Genomic DNA, 14,470 nt, shown 5'->3' with positions numbered 1-14,470 from the left:
CGCAATTTCCCCGTTGTGCATTGACTTTCTTTCCTGCACCGCGTACGTGTTGCGAGAACGCGTAACGCAGCGTTGCGACATGGAATCAGGGAGTGTGCGGATGGCCGAGGACATCGGATCGACCGTGCCGCGTCGGCAGCTCGGGCGGCTGCTGCGGCAGTACCGCAACGAGGCCGGGGTGACGCTCGACGCCGCCGCGGAGGCGTTGGAGTACAGCCGACAGAAGATCTGGCGCATCGAGTGCGGCACCGGCTCGGTCCGGGTGCTCGACGTCAAGGCGATGTGCGACCTGTACGGGGTCTCGCCGGACATGACCGAGGCGATGCGCGGGCTCGCCGTCGAGACGAAGTCCAAGGGTTGGTGGCACGCCTACGGCGACGCGGTGCCGAGCTGGTTCGAGCTGTACGTGGGCCTGGAATCCGCCGCGTCCCGCCTCCGCGAGTACGGGGAGACTCTGATCCCCGGGTTGCTTCAGGCACGCAACTACGCCCTCGCGCTGTACCAGGCCGGCAGCCGGATCAGCGCCGAGGATCGAGAGCGAGCCGTCGCGGTCAGGCTGCAACGACAGGCGCTGCTCAGACGTCGGCTACCACAGCCGCCGCGCCTGGAGGCCGTGCTCTCGGAGGCGGTCCTCCGCCGCGTGGTCTCCAGCCACAGCGTGATGACCGCTCAGCTCGGCCACCTGATCGAGGTATCTGAGTTGCCGAACGTCTCGCTGCGGGTGGTACCACTCGCCGCCGGCCCGCACCCGGGGGCGGTCGCTGGGTCGTTCGTGATCCTCGACTTTCCGGCGGGCAACGGCGGTCGAGCGGTGCCCGAGCCGTCGGTGGTCTACAGCGAGTCGCTGACCGGCGCGCTGTACCTTGACAAGCCCGACGAACTGCGGGCTTACGAGGACGCCTGGCAGGGGCTGGTGGCGCTGGCACTCCCCGAGGCAGAATCGAGAGACATGATCAAGGCGATCATCGGGGAGATGCGGCATGACTGACCTGACTCACGCCCTCTGGCACAAGAGCACTCGCAGCGGTGACAACGGCGGCAACTGCGTCGAGGTCGCCACCAACCTCCCCGGCGTCGTCGCCGTGCGCGACAGCAAGCACGTTGCCGGTCCGTCGCTCGCCTTCACCCCGGACGCGTGGGTGGCATTCGTCGTGGCTGTCAGCGCCTCGGGACGGCATTCGATTGGCTGACCGCCAGGCTCCGATCGCCGACCGGGACGTCCGAATCGTGCCCGCCAACGAGGCGTCGTGGGACGACCTCCAGGAGATTCTCGGCAGCGCCGACGCGGGCCGGTGCCAGTGCCAGTGGTTCAAGGTCCCGGGCTGGTTGTGGCGGGCCTCCACCCCGGAGGAGCGCGTCGCGTCGTTCCGGGAGCAGACGAGCTGTGGCGAGCCGGATGCCCCGACCACCAGTGGACTGGTCGCGTACCTCGATGACCACCCGGCGGGCTGGGTGGCGGTGGAGCCGCGGACGGCGTACCCGAAGCTGCGCAACCAGCGGGTTCCCTGGCTCGGCCGCGACGAGGACAGGGACGACGACGGGGTCTGGGCGGTGACCTGCCTGGTGGTCCGCAAGGGCTTCCGGGGTCGCGGCCTCACCTATCCCCTGGCCCGCGCCGCGGTCGACTTCGCGCGGGAGCGCGGTGCCCGGTCACTGGAGGCGTACCCGATGCTCGCCGAGGCGGGCAAGCAGATCACCTGGGGTGAGGCGCACGTGGGGGTGCGGCAGATCTTCGAGGACGCCGGGTTCAAGGAGGTCAGCCACCCCACCCTGCGGCGGGTCGTGATGCGGATCGACTTCGCCGACGACACGGGGCCAGCGGCGGCGGTCGCCCCTTCCGGCGCACGGACCGGCATGGACGCCGTGCGGGATTGAGCGCGATACCTCACAGGTATGAATATGACTCTGAGGTATCACGCTCACCGGACCACGACCACCCCCGCCGGTCCGCTCCCCGTCGACCAGCGGGACCGGGGTCAACGCCGCCGCCACCCCCAGCGACGCGGGCCGGCCGAGCCTTGTGACGTCGCCTTTTCCCGGACCACCATCTCGGCCGCCACGCGCAGCTTCAGGGCGGGCTGCTCGCCGGCCGGCCCCAGCAGCTCCACCAGTCGAATGCCGAGCCCCAGCACCATCTCGGCGCGGTCGAAGTCGCGGATCAGCGCCAGGCACTGCGCGTACACACCGTAGGTGTTGGCCATCTCCCAGAGACTGAGCGGGCGCAGCGGGTCGAGCAGCCCCTGGCGCAGCTCGCAGGCCCGCGACGCGGCGAGCGCCGCCTCCCGGATGCTGTCGCCCGAGGCAGGCCGCGTGACGGCCCGGTGCAGCAACGAGGTCGCCTGGTTGTGGTAGGCCGTGCCCATCGCCTCCCTGGTGCGCGGCCCTGCGGACGGCGGGGAGCCGGTGAGCAGCCCCACCGCCACGGCCCGCTCCACCAGCTCCAGCCGGGTGGTGGGCTGCCCGGCGGCGAACGCGACCTCCGCCAGGTCCACCAGCGCGGTGATCAGCTCCGCGAGCGCCTCGTCCCGTGGCGGGTCGGCCACGTTCCCACCCTCGGCTGCCACCACGTCGTTCACCCGCTCGAAGAGCGTGACCGCCTCACCGCCGGGGGCCATCCCGTCGGCGGCCCGACCACGCGCGGACAGCAGCATCCCGCGCCGCCACAGTGCCCGGGCCAACTGCTGCTGATCGCGCCGGTCCACCCGACCCGGACCCTGCACGGCCTGCCGGTAGGCGTCGATGACCTGAATCCACAGCCGGTCCGCTTCCGCCCAGGTGTCCTGCCGCGTCGAGTGCTCCCGCGCCCGCTCGAACAGCCTTTCCCGCTCGTCCGGTCCCATCTCCCGCACCGCCCTCCGGGGTAGCCACCCGTGACGCCCTCGCCGCTAACAGTGAACATCATCGATTCTATGGCGACGGCGGCACACCCGGCTTCACTCCGGGCAGCGAGTCTTCACTGGGTTGCGGTCACGATGCAGCGGCGCAACGGGGCCATCGCCTCGGGTGGGCCATCGACGGTGACGCCGCTCGGCTCGCCGGCCAACTCCCGGCCCCACAGCCAGCGCAGCAGCGCCGTGGGCGGGCCGCTCACGGTCACGTCGGCGGCGTCGGCCGCGCCGTCGGTCACGCGGAGCAGCCCCGGCCCGGTGCGCACCGACCACGCCCCACCGTCGGTGCGCACCGTGTACGTCCAGCCCGGCGAGTCGGCCAGGATCTCGCTGAAGGCGCTGGCCCACTCGGCCACCGAATACTCCACGAACACTTTGAGCAGCTCGTCGATGCCGTCAACGGCGAGGTCGTCCGGAACGGGCGCGACCGGCGCACCGACGCCCAACTCGGCGTCGATGCGGTGGATGACCGTCTCCTGCGCCATCCGTCGGATCCAGAACCCGACGGTCTGGCCCGGCGCGTACCAGGAGCCAGCCCGGTCCTGCGGCTCGTGGGCCGCGAACTCGGCCAGCAGCCCGGCGTACGCCCGGTCGAGCAGCGCCAGCGGCTCCTCGGCCGCAAGGTCCGCGGGCGGCCACGGCTCGGGCTCGGCACCCTCGCGAATGGCCAGGGTCTTGTGGAGGTAGACCTCGCCGACATGGTGGGTCAGGTCGGCGACACTCCAACCGGGGCAACTGGGCACCGCCGCGGTGGGGTCGATGGAGGCGACGGCGCGCAGCCGGGCGAAGTCGTCCGTGAGGCAGCCGAGGAATCGGGAAGGCTCCATGCCGGACAGTTCAGCACACGGTACGGATTCGTAGGGGGCACCACCCGCCCGGACCAGGCGGGACAGGCGGACGGGCGGCCCGGTCCGGGCCGCCCGTCCGAGTTGGTCAGGCCGTCGGGCGTACCCGGTACGCCAGGTGGGTGACCCCGGTGCCTTCGACGACGCTGATCGGCCCGTCCAGCTGGAGCGGCGCGATCTTCAGGTCGGCGAAGAGCGGGATACCGTCACCGAGCAGGACCGGGACGAGGTCGACGTGCACCTCGTCGAGCAGGCCGGCTTGGATGACCTGGGTCGCGATCGTGCCGCCGTTGACCCCGACCTCCTTGTCGCCGGCGATCGTCTTCGCCCGCTCGATGGCGCTCTCGATGCCGTCGGTGACGAAGACGAACGAGTCGTTCTCCGGTTCCCAACCGTCCGGCACGCTGTGCGTGACGACCACGACGGGCACGTCCAACGGATGCCGGCCGCCCCACCCGTTGGTCATGTCGAAGAGCCGTCGACCGACGACCAGCGCCCCGGTCCGCTCGGTGAGATCGCGGATGTGTCGCGCGCTCACGGCGGAGGTCCGGAACGTCAGTTCGGGGGTGGCCGTCGGCGTCTCGACGTCGCCGTTCTCGTACCACTGGAACAGGTACTCGAAGCCCCCATGGGACGGGTCCGCGATGTAGCCGTCCAACGACATCGTCGCCCCGGTCGTCACCTTCGTCATCGGTCCACTCCTTGGTCTCGGTCGGCCCGGCGCACCCGGCCCTCATCCTGTGGTCGAAGCCGGCACCCCGGTGCTCGACACACCGCCCGACATTCTTTTCCGCCCAGGTCCAACCGACGATCAGCGCGCGTCCAGGTCCCCTCGGTCCGGTGACACGCGCTCAGCGGATCTGCGCGGCGACGGCGACGGCGGCAGCGGTCGCCCCGGTGTCGTTGAGGTGCAGGTGGTCGCCGTGGTCGTACGCCGGGCGCAGGGCGTCCGGGTCGGCCGGGTCGGCGAGGATCCGGTCGAGGTCGACGACCGCGTCGTACTCGCCACTGGTCCGGATCCAGTGGTTCAGCTCGTCTCGGAGCGCTTCCTTGTCCGGGGTGTCGTAGCCCGTCGCGTTCTTGAGCGGCGGCATCGTGACGCCGATGACGGTGACCCCGCGTGCCCGGGCGGCCTGGATCAGTGCCCGATGGCCGTCGACGAGCTGGCCGGCGGTCACCACCGGCGAGGCGCCGCAGCCGAAGTCAGGGTAGCCGCCGGCACCGATGTCGTTGATGCCGATCAGGACGACCGCCGTCCGTACGCCGGGCTGCCCGAGCACGTCGTGCCGGAACCGGCTGACGCCCCGCTCGCCGTAACAGGGCGAGTCGGCGAGCAGTTTGTTCCCGCTGATCCCGGCGTTCACCACGGCGAGCGGGCGACCGGTGGCGACCAGTCGTTCGGCCAACTGGTCCGGGTAGCGGTTGTCCGCGCCGGGAGTGGAGCCGTAGCCGTCGGTCTGCGAGTCGCCGAACGTCACCACCGTGCCCCGGGTACGCGGCGAGCCGGCCACGTCGACTCCGGCAAGGTGGTACCAGGACTGGCTGGTCTCACCGGCGAAGGCAGCGGAGTGGGGATCGAAACGGTGGTCGCCCGGGGCGCGGTAGGTGGTGGTGAGCCCGCTCTGGTGGAAGGTCGCCGGCCCGGTCGGTCCGGCGAAGTACAGCGTCACGGTCAGTGCTTCCAGCGCCCGTACCGGCAGGAGCACCGGGTCGGACGTCTTCTCCGTACCGGCCGCCAGGGTGGTCGACAACCGGCGGTCGAAGGTGACCGGACGCAGCGTGCCGAGCTGCACCGCCGCCCCGGACGTGGGCCGGCCGACGGTGGCACCGGTCAGCCGCAGTGGCTGGCTCCCGTACCGGTTGGACAGCCGGATCCGTAGCAGGGAACCGGCGGCGCTGACCCGGACCACCTGTCGTACCGACTGGTTGGTGAAGCCCGGGACGGACCAGTTCGGACCGTCCCAGTCGTTGCCCGGCACCGGATGGTGGTGGGCCGCCGACCAGGCCGCCGACCAGCCGGCGGTGGGGTGGCGCTGGGCGGGCTCCGAGGCGGTCGCGACGCCGGCAGGGATGGCGGGTACCAGCAGGAACAGGGCAAGGAGTGCGGTGAGGAGGCGGCGTGGCGACGACGACACAGGAATGTCCCTTCGGGAGTGGGCGGATGATCCGGCCGGGTGCCCGGATCGGGGCGCTCGGCCGGTGTGCGTCCACCCTGCGCGGTGGGCTTTACGGTTTCTTTACGGTGACCTGCCGCAGGGCGAGCGGGGCCGGGGATCATGGGCCGCGCGCCGGTACCCGCGGCGCAGCTCAGAGGCCGTATCCTGGCCGCCATGCGGTTCGGGGTGCTGGGCCCGTTGACGGTGTGGACCGCAGGCGGCGCCGTGGTCGCCGTCCCGGGGCTGAAGGTCCGGGCCCTGCTCGCCGCGTTGCTGCTGCACGAGGGGCAACCGGTGCCAGCGGATCGGCTCGTCGACTACCTGTGGGGCGACGCTCCGCCAGCAAACGCCGCCGGCGCCCTGTCCGCCAAGGTCTCCCAGTTGCGCCGGGTGCTGGCGGACGCCGAGTCCGGAGGTCGAGAGCTGGTGCGATCACCGCCGCCCGGCTACCGGATCATGGTCGATCGCGACGAGGTGGACGCTGGCCGCTTCCACCAGCTCGTGTCGCAGGCTCGCAGCGAGCAGGATGTCCGGTCCAGGGTCGCGCTGTTCTCGACGGCACTGGCGCTGTGGCGGGGGCCGGCCTTCGCCGACTTCCACGACGAGCCGTTCACCCGGGCCGCGGCCGCCGCCCTGGAGGAGCAACGGCTCGTCGCCACGGAGGACTGCCTCGAAGCCCGACTGGCGCTGGGCGAGCACGCCGTGGCCGCCGGTGAACTCGGCGACCTGCTGGCCCGGCAGCCACTGCGGGAACGCGCACGCGCGCTCCACATGCTCGCCCTGTACCGGGCCGGGCGGCAGTTCGAGGCGCTGAGCAGCTACGAGGAGCTGCGCGTCCAGCTCCGTGACGACCTGGGGTTGGATCCGGGCCCGGAGGTCGGGGCGCTGCACCGGGCCATCCTCACCCACGATCCGGAGCTGTCCGCACCGCCCGTACCGGCCAGCTCGGTCATCCCGGTGGCGGCGCCGCCCGCCACGGTGCGAACGAACCTGCCGGCCGCGCTGACCGAGCTGATCGGCCGCGAGGACGCGGTCGACGAGCTGGGGCTGGCGCTGGAGCACAACCGTCTGGTCACCCTCACCGGCATTGGCGGGGTCGGCAAGACCCGGCTCGCCGTGGAGGTCGCCCGCGCCCGGACGCCGACATACCCGGACGGCGCGTCGTTCGTCGAGCTGGCTGGCCTGGACCGGTCCGAGGCGCCGGAGACGCTGGACACGCTGGCCGACCTGGTGCTGGCCGTGCTCGACGTGCGGGACGCCGCCGAGCCGGGCGCACCGGTCACGTCGGTCGACCGCCTCACCCGTGTCCTGAGCGACCGACGGCTGCTGCTGGTCCTGGACAACTGCGAGCACCTGGTGGACCCGGCCGCGGAGCTGACCGCCCTGCTGCTGCGGGCGGCACCGGGGCTGCACGTGCTGGCGACCAGCCGGGAGCCCCTCGGCCTGGCCGGGGAGGTGGTCTGGGCCGTCCCGCCGCTGCCGGTGCCCGATCCCGCCGTCGGAACGGACCTGGCCGCCCTGGAGCGGTCCGGTGCGGTCCGGCTCTTCGTCGCCCGGGCATCTGCGGCGGATCGTGGCTTCGTGCTCGGTGCGCAGAACGCGGTGGCTGTCGCCACGCTGTGTCGTCGGCTGGACGGGATCCCGCTGGCACTCGAACTGGCCGCCACCCAGGTCCGCGGGCTGGGCGTAACCGGCCTGGTCGGCGGGCTCGACGACAGGTTCCGGCTGCTGAGCGCCCGGCACCGGGGCGTACCGCCTCGGCAACGGACGCTGCTGGCGATGCTGGACTGGAGCTGGCAACTGCTCAGCGAGCCGGAACGAATGGTGTTGCGGCGGCTGGCCGCGTACGCCGATGGCGGTCGGATCGACGCGGTGCAAGCTGTCTGCGCGCCCGACGGCGTGCCCGCAGCGAGCGTCGCGGATCTGCTGGCCCGCCTCGTCGACCAGTCGCTGGTCGTCGTCGCGCCACGCGACGGCGTCCCGCACTATCGGCTGCTGGAATCCGTCGCCGCCTACGGCCTGGGCCAGATGGACGCCGCCGGCGAGCTGCGCCACATCCGCGAACGGGCCCACCGCTACCACGCCGACCTGGCCGAGCAGGCGCACGACGAGCTGCACGGCCATGGCCAACGACGGTGGCTGCGGCGCCTCGACGCCGAATCCGCCAATCTGCGCGGGGCGCTGGACGCGGCGGTGCGCCAGCATGACGGCGACCTCGCGCTGCGACTGGCCAATGCGCTGAGCTGGTACTGGTTCCTGCGGGGCCGGTTCGCCGAGGCCAGACGCTGGCTCGGGGCAGCGCTGGGCTGCCCGCCGGCCGGCGCCACCGCCGCCCAGGCCGCCCGGGCCACCGCCTGGCACCTGGGCTTCTCGCTCCTGTCGGGCGACGTGGCGGACTGGCCGGCGCGCCACCGCGCGGCCATCCAGCGGTACGAGGAGGTCGACGACCCGCACGGCCGAGCCCGGGCCGAGTGGTTCCTCGCCTACTCGGAGATCGACCTCGGTGCGGTGGCGGACACCGGTGCCCTGCTCGACCGCGTCCTGGCCGACGTGCGACTGCTGGGAGACGAGTGGGGGGTGGCCGCCACGCTGAGCCTGCGGACCAAGCACGCGCACATCCGGGGAGACGGGGCGGCGGTGGCGCAGGACGGGGCGGAGAGCGCGGCGCAGTTCCGTCGGCTCGGCGATCGGTGGGGGCTGTTGCAGGTCACGGAGTGGCTCGGCGCCCAGGCGGCCATGTCCGGCGACTACGAGCGGGCGAGCCAGCTGTACCGGGAGGGGCTGCGCGTCGCGGAGGACCTTGGGCTCTGGTTCGAGATGTCCGGCCAGCTCTGTTGGCTCGGCTGGGTGGCGCTGCAGCGGGGGGACTACCCGGTGGCGCGGCAGCTCTGCGGGCGTGGGCTGCGGCTGGCCACCGAGCAGGGTTCACCGCTCGGCATCGTGTTCGCGGAGCTGTGTCTCGCCGCCGCGGCGCGGCGGGAGGGCAGCCTCGACACCGCGGAGGCCCACCTGCGGAATCTGTTGGAAGCCGCCGAGCGGCAGCAGGACGGGCCAGGGCGGCCCCTGTACCTGACCGGGGTCCTGGTCGAGCTGGGGTACGTGGCCGAGCTGCGTGGCGACCTGACGACGGCAACGGCCTGGCACCTGCGTGCCGCCGATGTCGCCCGGGAACTCGGTGCCGACCAGGACCTGGCGCAGGTCCTGGTCGGCCTGGCCGCTGCCGGTGCCGGTGGCGACCGCCCACAGGACGCTGCCCGGCTGCTCGGTGCGGCTGCGGCAGCGCGTGAGGCGACGGCACTGGCGTTGACGCCGGCCGACCGGGCCGACGTCGAGCGGGCAACCGCGACGGCCAGCGCGAGGCTGGGTGACGACGACTTCGCCGCCGCCCACGAGCAGGGGCGGCGGCTGTCGCCCGAGGAGATCCGCCACCTCGTGCACCGGTCGGGGCCGGCAGCCCTACGCCGCTAGGCCTTCGCGGCGGCGTGCGCCAATCAGTGGGACTTCATGAGGTCGACCAGCTGGTCCAGCGCAGCGCCCCAGCCCTCGTGGAAGCCCATCTCCTCGTGCGACTTCTTCGCCGACGCGTCGGCGTGGATCGCGATGGCGGTGTACCTCGTGCCGGCGCCCGCCGGCTCCATCCGGACGACCGCGGTGAACGGGAAGCCGTCCGCGGAGATCTGCGGGCGGAAACCGGGGCCGAGGCCGGAGGTGAAGACCAGCGTCCTGCCCTCCTCCGCCACCAGGATGCAGCCGCTGCTCGGGTACTCCTCGCCCTCCGGCGAGCGCATCGTGGTGTCGAACCTGCCACCGGGCTGCAGGTCGATCTCGCAGGCGATGGTCGACCAGGGCTTCGGCGTGAACCACTGCATGAGCAGCTCGGGGGTGGTCCAGGCCCGCCAGACCAGCTCGGGCGCCACGTCGACGGTCCGCTCCAGGACGAGGTCGAGCTCCGGGTTCACGGTGTAGACGGTCATTGCTGCTGCTCCTTCAGGTCGTAGAGAAGCGAATCGAGTTGGTCGAGCCGCCGGGTCCACCGCGCGCGCTGCACGGCGAGCCAGGTGTCGAGGCGTTCGAGCGGCTGGGGCGCGAGCCGGTAGGTGCGCACCCGGCCCTTCTTTTCCGACGTCACCAGGCCGGAGCGCTCAAGAACGTTCAGGTGCTGGGTGAACGACGGCAGTGCCATGTCAAACGGGCGAGCCAGGTCGCTGGTCGTGGCCGGCCCCTGGCCGAGGCGCTCGACGACCTGGCGGCGGGTGGGGTCGGACAGCGCGTGGAACACGCCGTCCAGAGCGGCGTCGATCGGGCCGCTCCCCTCCCGCACATGCTTAGCCATGTGCCTAACTATGCCGTCGCACATCACTTAGGTCAAGCCCTAAGTGATGACGCCGCAGCCAGCCGCCGGCCACCGAAGATCCATCAAGGCCCGCCGCTCGGCAGTTCGCAGGAGATCGGAACCGGTCGTAGCGTAGGGCGCATGCGAACCACCACGCTGGGCAGTGCGGGCCCCGAGGTCGGCGTCATCGGTCTCGGGTGCATGGGCATGAGCCACGGGTACGACATCACCGGCCCCCGGGACGACGACACGTCGATCTCCGTCATCCGACAGGCGCTGGACCTGGGCGCCACCCTGATCGACACGTCGGACGTATATGGGCCGTACACCAACGAAGAGCTGGTCGGCCGGGCGTTGGCCGGCGGCCACCGGGAGCGGGCCGTCCTGGCCACCAAGGTCGGGCTGGTGGTCACCTCCCCCACCGGTGGCCCCGGCAACTCGCCGACCATCGGCAACAACGGCCGCCCGGAGCACATCCGCGCGGCGATCGACGACAGCCTGCGCCGGCTCGGCACCGACCACGTCGACCTCTACCAGCTGCACCGGGTCGACCCCGACGTGCCCATCGAGGAGTCCTGGGGTGCGATGGCGGAGGTCGTGGCGGCGGGCAAGGCCCGACAGCTCGGCCTGTCCGAGGTGACGGTGGCCCAGATCGTGCGGGCCCAGGCGGTGCACCCGGTGGCGTCGGTGCAGTCGGAGCTGTCGCTGTGGACGCGCGATCCGTTGACCGAGGTGCTGCCGTACTGCGCCCAGCAGGGCATCGCCTTCCTGCCGTTCTCCCCGCTGGGCCGAGGCTTCCTCGCCGGCCGGTTCACCTCGTTCGACGATCTGCCCACCGACGACTTCCGGCGTGGCCTGCCGCGATTCCAGCAGGACGCGCTGCGCGTCAATCTCGCCATCGTCGGCCGGGTCCGCGAGATCGCCGATCGGGCCGGGGTCAGCCCCGCGCAGGTCGCCCTCGCGTGGGTGGTCGCCCAGGACCGCTACATCATCCCGATCCCCGGCACCAAGACCCCGAAGTACCTGGTGGACAACAGCGCGGCCGGCGACGTGCGGCTCAGCGCCGAGGACCTGGCCGACCTCGACGCCCTGCCCTCGCCCGAAGGCAGCCGTTACTGAGGCTCGACGCCTCGTCACGGACCGGCCGGCGGGACCGGGGAGCGGGCAACGGCCCGCCCCCGGTCAGCCGGGCCGGCGCGCGGTGACCGGCGGGCCGAACTGCACCCCGACGCCGGGGGAATACAGCACGCTGACCGGCGGCCCGGCCGGCGCCGGCAGCCCGGCCGCGGTGACCAGTTCGTCGTCCAGGTGCAGCAGCTCGGCCCGGTGCAACGGCCAGCGCGGGTGCCAGTTCGGCAGGTGCAGCGTGCGCCCGTACGCCCGGGTGTGCAGCCCCCAGCGGGCAGTGACGAAGTGCTCCAGCGGCGTCGGGTCGGCGATCCGCTCCCCCACCCGGACCGCCATCCGGCTCGTCGTCCCGGCCGGGCCGGGCCAGCGACGGCGGCACCGATAGGTGAGCCGGTCACCGTCGCGGTCCAGGCGCATCGACGACCACAGGTACGGCAGCCGCAGCGTCGCCCGGGCGACCAGCACCGGGACCAGCCGGGACGCGTCGAGCGACCGGAACACCACCGCACGCCGGCCGGTGTCGTCGACCGAGTAGAGCCGGACGTTGGTCTCCCAGAAGGTGCCGAAGTACGGCACCCCCAGGCCCCGGCCGAGGCCCAGCCCGACCATCCGGAAGCCGATCAGGCCGACGTAGCTGACACCGTCCAGGGTGTCCGGTCGGGTGCCGGCCGGCAGCAGCGGCGCGACGAGCTCCGGCGCGACGGGCCAGTGCAGGAAGGTGAGATCCTCCCAGCGCTGCCGCAGGATGGCCCGGGGGAACGTCTGCTGGGGCTCGCAGTCGACCGGCTCGATGTCCACCCCGTCATCCTGCCCTGGCTCACGCGTGCGGACCGACAGCCACCGTCCCGATGGTCAGCGACGGAGTGCCTTCCAGGATCTGGCCGACCCGCTCGACCTGCTCCTCCAACGCCTCCCGTTGGCCGGCGCCGAGCGCCCGCAACGGCTCGACCGTGACCTGGATGGTGCGGCCGGAACGACGGTGGTGCCACACCCCGGCGACCGTGCCGTCGACCAGCAGCACCGGGAAGTTGCCGGCCTGCCCACGGGCCAGTGCCCGCTCGGCGGCCGCCCCTGGGAAGAGCAGTTCGCGCGGGTGGCAACCCACGGTGTACGCGTCGAAGTAGGGCAGCAACCGCAACCCGGTCGGCCGGTCGTCCGGGAAGTCGGTGTCACCGGCCGCCACCCACGCCCGCGTGCCCGCCACCGTCACGGCCGCCAGGTCCAGTGACTCGAACAGCTTCACCGCCCACGGCGCGGGTACCGCCAGCCACCGGGCGAACTGCGCCGGGGTGGCCGGCCCGTACGAGTACAGGTAGCGCCGGACGAGGTCGGCCAGCGCGGCCGGGCCGTCCATCGGGGCGAACCCGGGCAACCAGCGGGCCGGGCTGGTGTACGTGGTGGCGCGGGCGCGGTTGGGGCCGAAGCAGATAGCCCCGCTCCGGGTTGCGGCCCCCATGGCGGCGATCCACCGGGGCCACTTGTCCTGGAAAGCGTCGATCACCCGCTCGCCGGCCCAGGGACCGGTGCGAGCGACCACCTGCTCGGTCAACTCGGCGGTGGTCAGCTCGGCCTCGGCCAGGGCGTCGGCGATGGCCCCGATCACCTGCGCGGTCTGCTCGGTGGTCAGCAGGTTCTTCTCGTGCGCTGGGATCGGCAGCGCCGACAGCGCGCCGGTCCACATCGGCAGGTCGGCGGCGGCGAGCAGGTGCACGGTCCCGCGCGGCCCGCGGCTCTTGACCACGGTGCGGTCCGTCCACACTGCCTGGCGCACCAGGGTACGGGTGGCACCCGGCACCCGTAGCCCGACGGACAACTCGGCGGCGGCGGCGACCTGGGCATGCGCCCCGCACATCACGGACACCACGGCGGCGACCGCGTCCGCGGCCGGCTCGGATCCCGCCTCGGTCGACCCCGCCGTGAGCGCGTGCCGCTCCAGGCGCCGGGCGCACACCTGCGCCCAGCTCACGTCGGTCATCGCAGGCCCGCGAAGAAGGCACGGATGTCCGCCGCGTGCGCCAACGGCTCATCCATGGCCACGAAGTGGCTGCCCGGGTTGCCCTCCGGCCAGTGGACGATGGTGTTGTCCTGCTCGGCGAGGCGCCGCATCAGCGCGGACCCGCCGCCGTACACGCCGGACGGCACCCGCTGCTGTCCCCTGGGCCAGGCGAACCCGCCGTCGTCAGCCAGCGTGAGACGCTCGTACATGGGCCACGAGGACGACCCCGACGTGCCGGTGAACCAGTAGAGGCTCACGTTGGTGAGCAGGTGGTCCCGGTCGATGGCCTGCTCGGGGGTCGGAACCGTCATGGTGAACTCCTTGAACTTCTGCATCATCCAGGCCAGCAGCCCGACCGGCGAGTCGGTCCAGGCGTACGAGAAGGTCTGTGGCGCGGCCCGCAGCAGCGCGTGATGGTCCACGCCGCCGCTCATCCACTGCTGCATCTGCTCCCACTCGGCGCGTTCCGCCTCGGTCATGCCTGGTACGTCGGCGGCGGTCGGGAAGCCGAACCCGCCGTTGATGTGCACGCCCACCACCTGCTCCGGCGCCACCGTCGCCACCTCCGGCGCGATGTACGCACCGAGGTCGCCGCCCTGGGTGCCGTAGCGGTGGTAGCCGAGGCGGGTCATCAGCTCGGCCCACATCCGGGCGACCCGGTCGACCGTGAACCCGTCCGGTGGCGCCTGCGAGAAACCGTAGCCGGGCACCGACGGCACGACCACGTGAAACGCCTGCGCCGGGTCCGCGCCATGGGCACGCGGGTCGGTCAGCGGGCCGATCAGCTCGGTGAACTCGACCACGGAGTTCGGCCAGCCGTGCGTCAGCAGCAACGGCAGCGCGTCTGGCTCCGGCGAGCGGACGTGCAGCAGGTGCACGTCCAGCCCGTCGATCTCGGTGACGAGTTGCGGGAACTCGTTCAGTCGCGCCTCGTGCACCCGCCAGTCGTAACCGTTCGCCCAGTACTCGGCCAGCTCGCGGAGGTAGTCCACCGGCACCCCCCGGCTCCAACCGGTGCCGGGCAACGAGCGCGGCCACCGGGTGCGGGAGAGCCGGTCGCGCAGGTCGTCGAGGTCCGATTGCGGGATGTCGATGCGAAATGGCGTCATGCCGGCCACGCTACG

Annotated in this window: 14 protein-coding genes; 5 read left to right on the top strand and 9 right to left on the bottom strand. The window is 72.4% G+C overall.

The window, feature by feature from the left end; translation table 11 throughout:
* The first annotated feature begins 100 nt into the window (after positions 1-100).
* From OG990_RS08375 to OG990_RS08365, 3 genes are read left to right on the top strand one after another with little or no spacing between them, the layout of a single operon-like run.
* Positions 101-988 carry a helix-turn-helix domain-containing protein gene (locus OG990_RS08375; protein ID WP_406079663.1) on the top strand — a complete coding sequence of 296 codons (888 nt, stop codon included), beginning with the start codon at positions 101-103 and terminating at the stop codon, positions 986-988.
* Entirely contained in the window at positions 981-1,190 is a 210-nt protein-coding gene (locus OG990_RS08370; RefSeq protein WP_406079661.1) for a DUF397 domain-containing protein, read from the top strand. The genes OG990_RS08375 and OG990_RS08370 overlap by 8 nt, the downstream gene beginning before the upstream one ends.
* Positions 1,183-1,875 carry a GNAT family N-acetyltransferase gene (locus OG990_RS08365; protein WP_406079659.1) on the top strand — a complete coding sequence of 231 codons (693 nt, stop codon included), beginning with the start codon at positions 1,183-1,185 and terminating at the stop codon, positions 1,873-1,875. The genes OG990_RS08370 and OG990_RS08365 overlap by 8 nt, the downstream gene beginning before the upstream one ends.
* Positions 1,876-1,976: 101 nt before the next feature.
* On the opposite strand, the gene OG990_RS08360 is transcribed toward OG990_RS08365, so the two are convergent.
* The 4 genes from OG990_RS08360 to OG990_RS08345 form a co-directional block, all read right to left on the bottom strand.
* Positions 1,977-2,840: a hypothetical protein gene (locus OG990_RS08360; protein ID WP_406079657.1), complete on the bottom strand. Its 864-nt coding sequence runs from the start codon at positions 2,838-2,840 to the stop codon at positions 1,977-1,979.
* A 113-nt stretch (positions 2,841-2,953) separates the two neighbouring features.
* A complete protein-coding gene (locus tag OG990_RS08355) occupies positions 2,954-3,715 on the bottom strand; it encodes a maleylpyruvate isomerase family mycothiol-dependent enzyme (protein WP_406079656.1) in 762 nt (253 codons plus the stop codon).
* Between the two features lie 106 nt (positions 3,716-3,821).
* Complete coding sequence (locus OG990_RS08350; RefSeq protein WP_355613016.1) at positions 3,822-4,424, bottom strand: dihydrofolate reductase family protein; 603 nt, start codon at positions 4,422-4,424, stop codon at positions 3,822-3,824.
* A gap of 160 nt (positions 4,425-4,584) precedes the next feature.
* Positions 4,585-5,868: an SGNH/GDSL hydrolase family protein gene (locus OG990_RS08345; RefSeq protein WP_406079655.1), complete on the bottom strand. Its 1,284-nt coding sequence runs from the start codon at positions 5,866-5,868 to the stop codon at positions 4,585-4,587.
* 195 nt (positions 5,869-6,063) lie between these two features.
* Here OG990_RS08345 and OG990_RS08340 point away from each other — a divergent pair, with 195 nt between their 5' ends.
* Positions 6,064-9,357 (top strand): BTAD domain-containing putative transcriptional regulator, encoded by a 3,294-nt coding sequence (locus OG990_RS08340; RefSeq protein ID WP_406079654.1) that lies wholly within the window; start codon positions 6,064-6,066, stop codon positions 9,355-9,357.
* 23 nt (positions 9,358-9,380) lie between these two features.
* Here OG990_RS08340 and OG990_RS08335 read toward each other — a convergent pair whose 3' ends face one another.
* Together OG990_RS08335 and OG990_RS08330 are read right to left on the bottom strand one after the other, a co-directional pair.
* Positions 9,381-9,863 carry an SRPBCC family protein gene (locus OG990_RS08335; protein WP_328415933.1) on the bottom strand — a complete coding sequence of 161 codons (483 nt, stop codon included), beginning with the start codon at positions 9,861-9,863 and terminating at the stop codon, positions 9,381-9,383.
* Positions 9,860-10,222, bottom strand: a complete 363-nt coding sequence (locus OG990_RS08330) for a metalloregulator ArsR/SmtB family transcription factor (RefSeq protein ID WP_328415932.1) — start codon at positions 10,220-10,222, stop codon at positions 9,860-9,862. Before OG990_RS08330 ends, OG990_RS08335 begins: the two co-directional genes overlap by 4 nt.
* Positions 10,223-10,363: 141 nt before the next feature.
* On the opposite strand from OG990_RS08330, the gene OG990_RS08325 reads away from it, so the two are divergent.
* On the top strand, positions 10,364-11,341 hold the full coding sequence (locus tag OG990_RS08325) for an aldo/keto reductase (protein WP_328415930.1): 978 nt from the start codon (positions 10,364-10,366) through the stop codon (positions 11,339-11,341).
* Positions 11,342-11,404: 63 nt separating this feature from the next.
* On the opposite strand, the gene OG990_RS08320 is transcribed toward OG990_RS08325, so the two are convergent.
* The 3 genes from OG990_RS08320 to OG990_RS08310 are packed head-to-tail and all read right to left on the bottom strand — an operon-like array spanning position 11,405 to position 14,455.
* Entirely contained in the window at positions 11,405-12,148 is a 744-nt protein-coding gene (locus OG990_RS08320) for a YqjF family protein (protein WP_406079652.1), read from the bottom strand.
* Positions 12,149-12,167: 19 nt separating this feature from the next.
* Positions 12,168-13,325 (bottom strand): winged helix DNA-binding domain-containing protein, encoded by a 1,158-nt coding sequence (locus OG990_RS08315; protein WP_406079651.1) that lies wholly within the window; start codon positions 13,323-13,325, stop codon positions 12,168-12,170.
* Entirely contained in the window at positions 13,322-14,455 is a 1,134-nt protein-coding gene (locus OG990_RS08310) for an epoxide hydrolase family protein (protein ID WP_406079649.1), read from the bottom strand. Before OG990_RS08310 ends, OG990_RS08315 begins: the two co-directional genes overlap by 4 nt.
* Positions 14,456-14,470: the final 15 nt, after the last annotated feature.

The sequence above is a fragment of the Micromonospora sp. NBC_00858 genome (genome assembly GCF_045207365.1).
Taxonomy (GTDB): Bacteria; Actinomycetota; Actinomycetes; order Mycobacteriales; family Micromonosporaceae; genus Micromonospora.
This window is presented reverse-complemented; position numbering and strand designations above follow the sequence as displayed.

What these genes read in the sequence shown, in the direction of transcription:
- OG990_RS08375 (WP_406079663.1), top strand. Translation starts at nt 101, where the DNA reads ATGGCCGAGGACATCGGATCGACCGTGCCGCGTCGGCAGCTCGGGCGG.
- OG990_RS08370 (WP_406079661.1), top strand. Translation starts at nt 981, where the DNA reads ATGACTGACCTGACTCACGCCCTCTGGCACAAGAGCACTCGCAGCGGT.
- OG990_RS08360 (WP_406079657.1), bottom strand. Translation starts at nt 2,840, where the DNA reads ATGGGACCGGACGAGCGGGAAAGGCTGTTCGAGCGGGCGCGGGAGCAC.
- OG990_RS08355 (WP_406079656.1), bottom strand. Translation starts at nt 3,715, where the DNA reads ATGGAGCCTTCCCGATTCCTCGGCTGCCTCACGGACGACTTCGCCCGG.
- OG990_RS08350 (WP_355613016.1), bottom strand. Translation starts at nt 4,424, where the DNA reads ATGACGAAGGTGACGACCGGGGCGACGATGTCGTTGGACGGCTACATC.
- OG990_RS08340 (WP_406079654.1), top strand. Translation starts at nt 6,064, where the DNA reads ATGCGGTTCGGGGTGCTGGGCCCGTTGACGGTGTGGACCGCAGGCGGC.
- OG990_RS08335 (WP_328415933.1), bottom strand. Translation starts at nt 9,863, where the DNA reads ATGACCGTCTACACCGTGAACCCGGAGCTCGACCTCGTCCTGGAGCGG.
- OG990_RS08330 (WP_328415932.1), bottom strand. Translation starts at nt 10,222, where the DNA reads ATGGCTAAGCATGTGCGGGAGGGGAGCGGCCCGATCGACGCCGCTCTG.
- OG990_RS08325 (WP_328415930.1), top strand. Translation starts at nt 10,364, where the DNA reads ATGCGAACCACCACGCTGGGCAGTGCGGGCCCCGAGGTCGGCGTCATC.
- OG990_RS08315 (WP_406079651.1), bottom strand. Translation starts at nt 13,325, where the DNA reads ATGACCGACGTGAGCTGGGCGCAGGTGTGCGCCCGGCGCCTGGAGCGG.
- OG990_RS08310 (WP_406079649.1), bottom strand. Translation starts at nt 14,455, where the DNA reads ATGACGCCATTTCGCATCGACATCCCGCAATCGGACCTCGACGACCTG.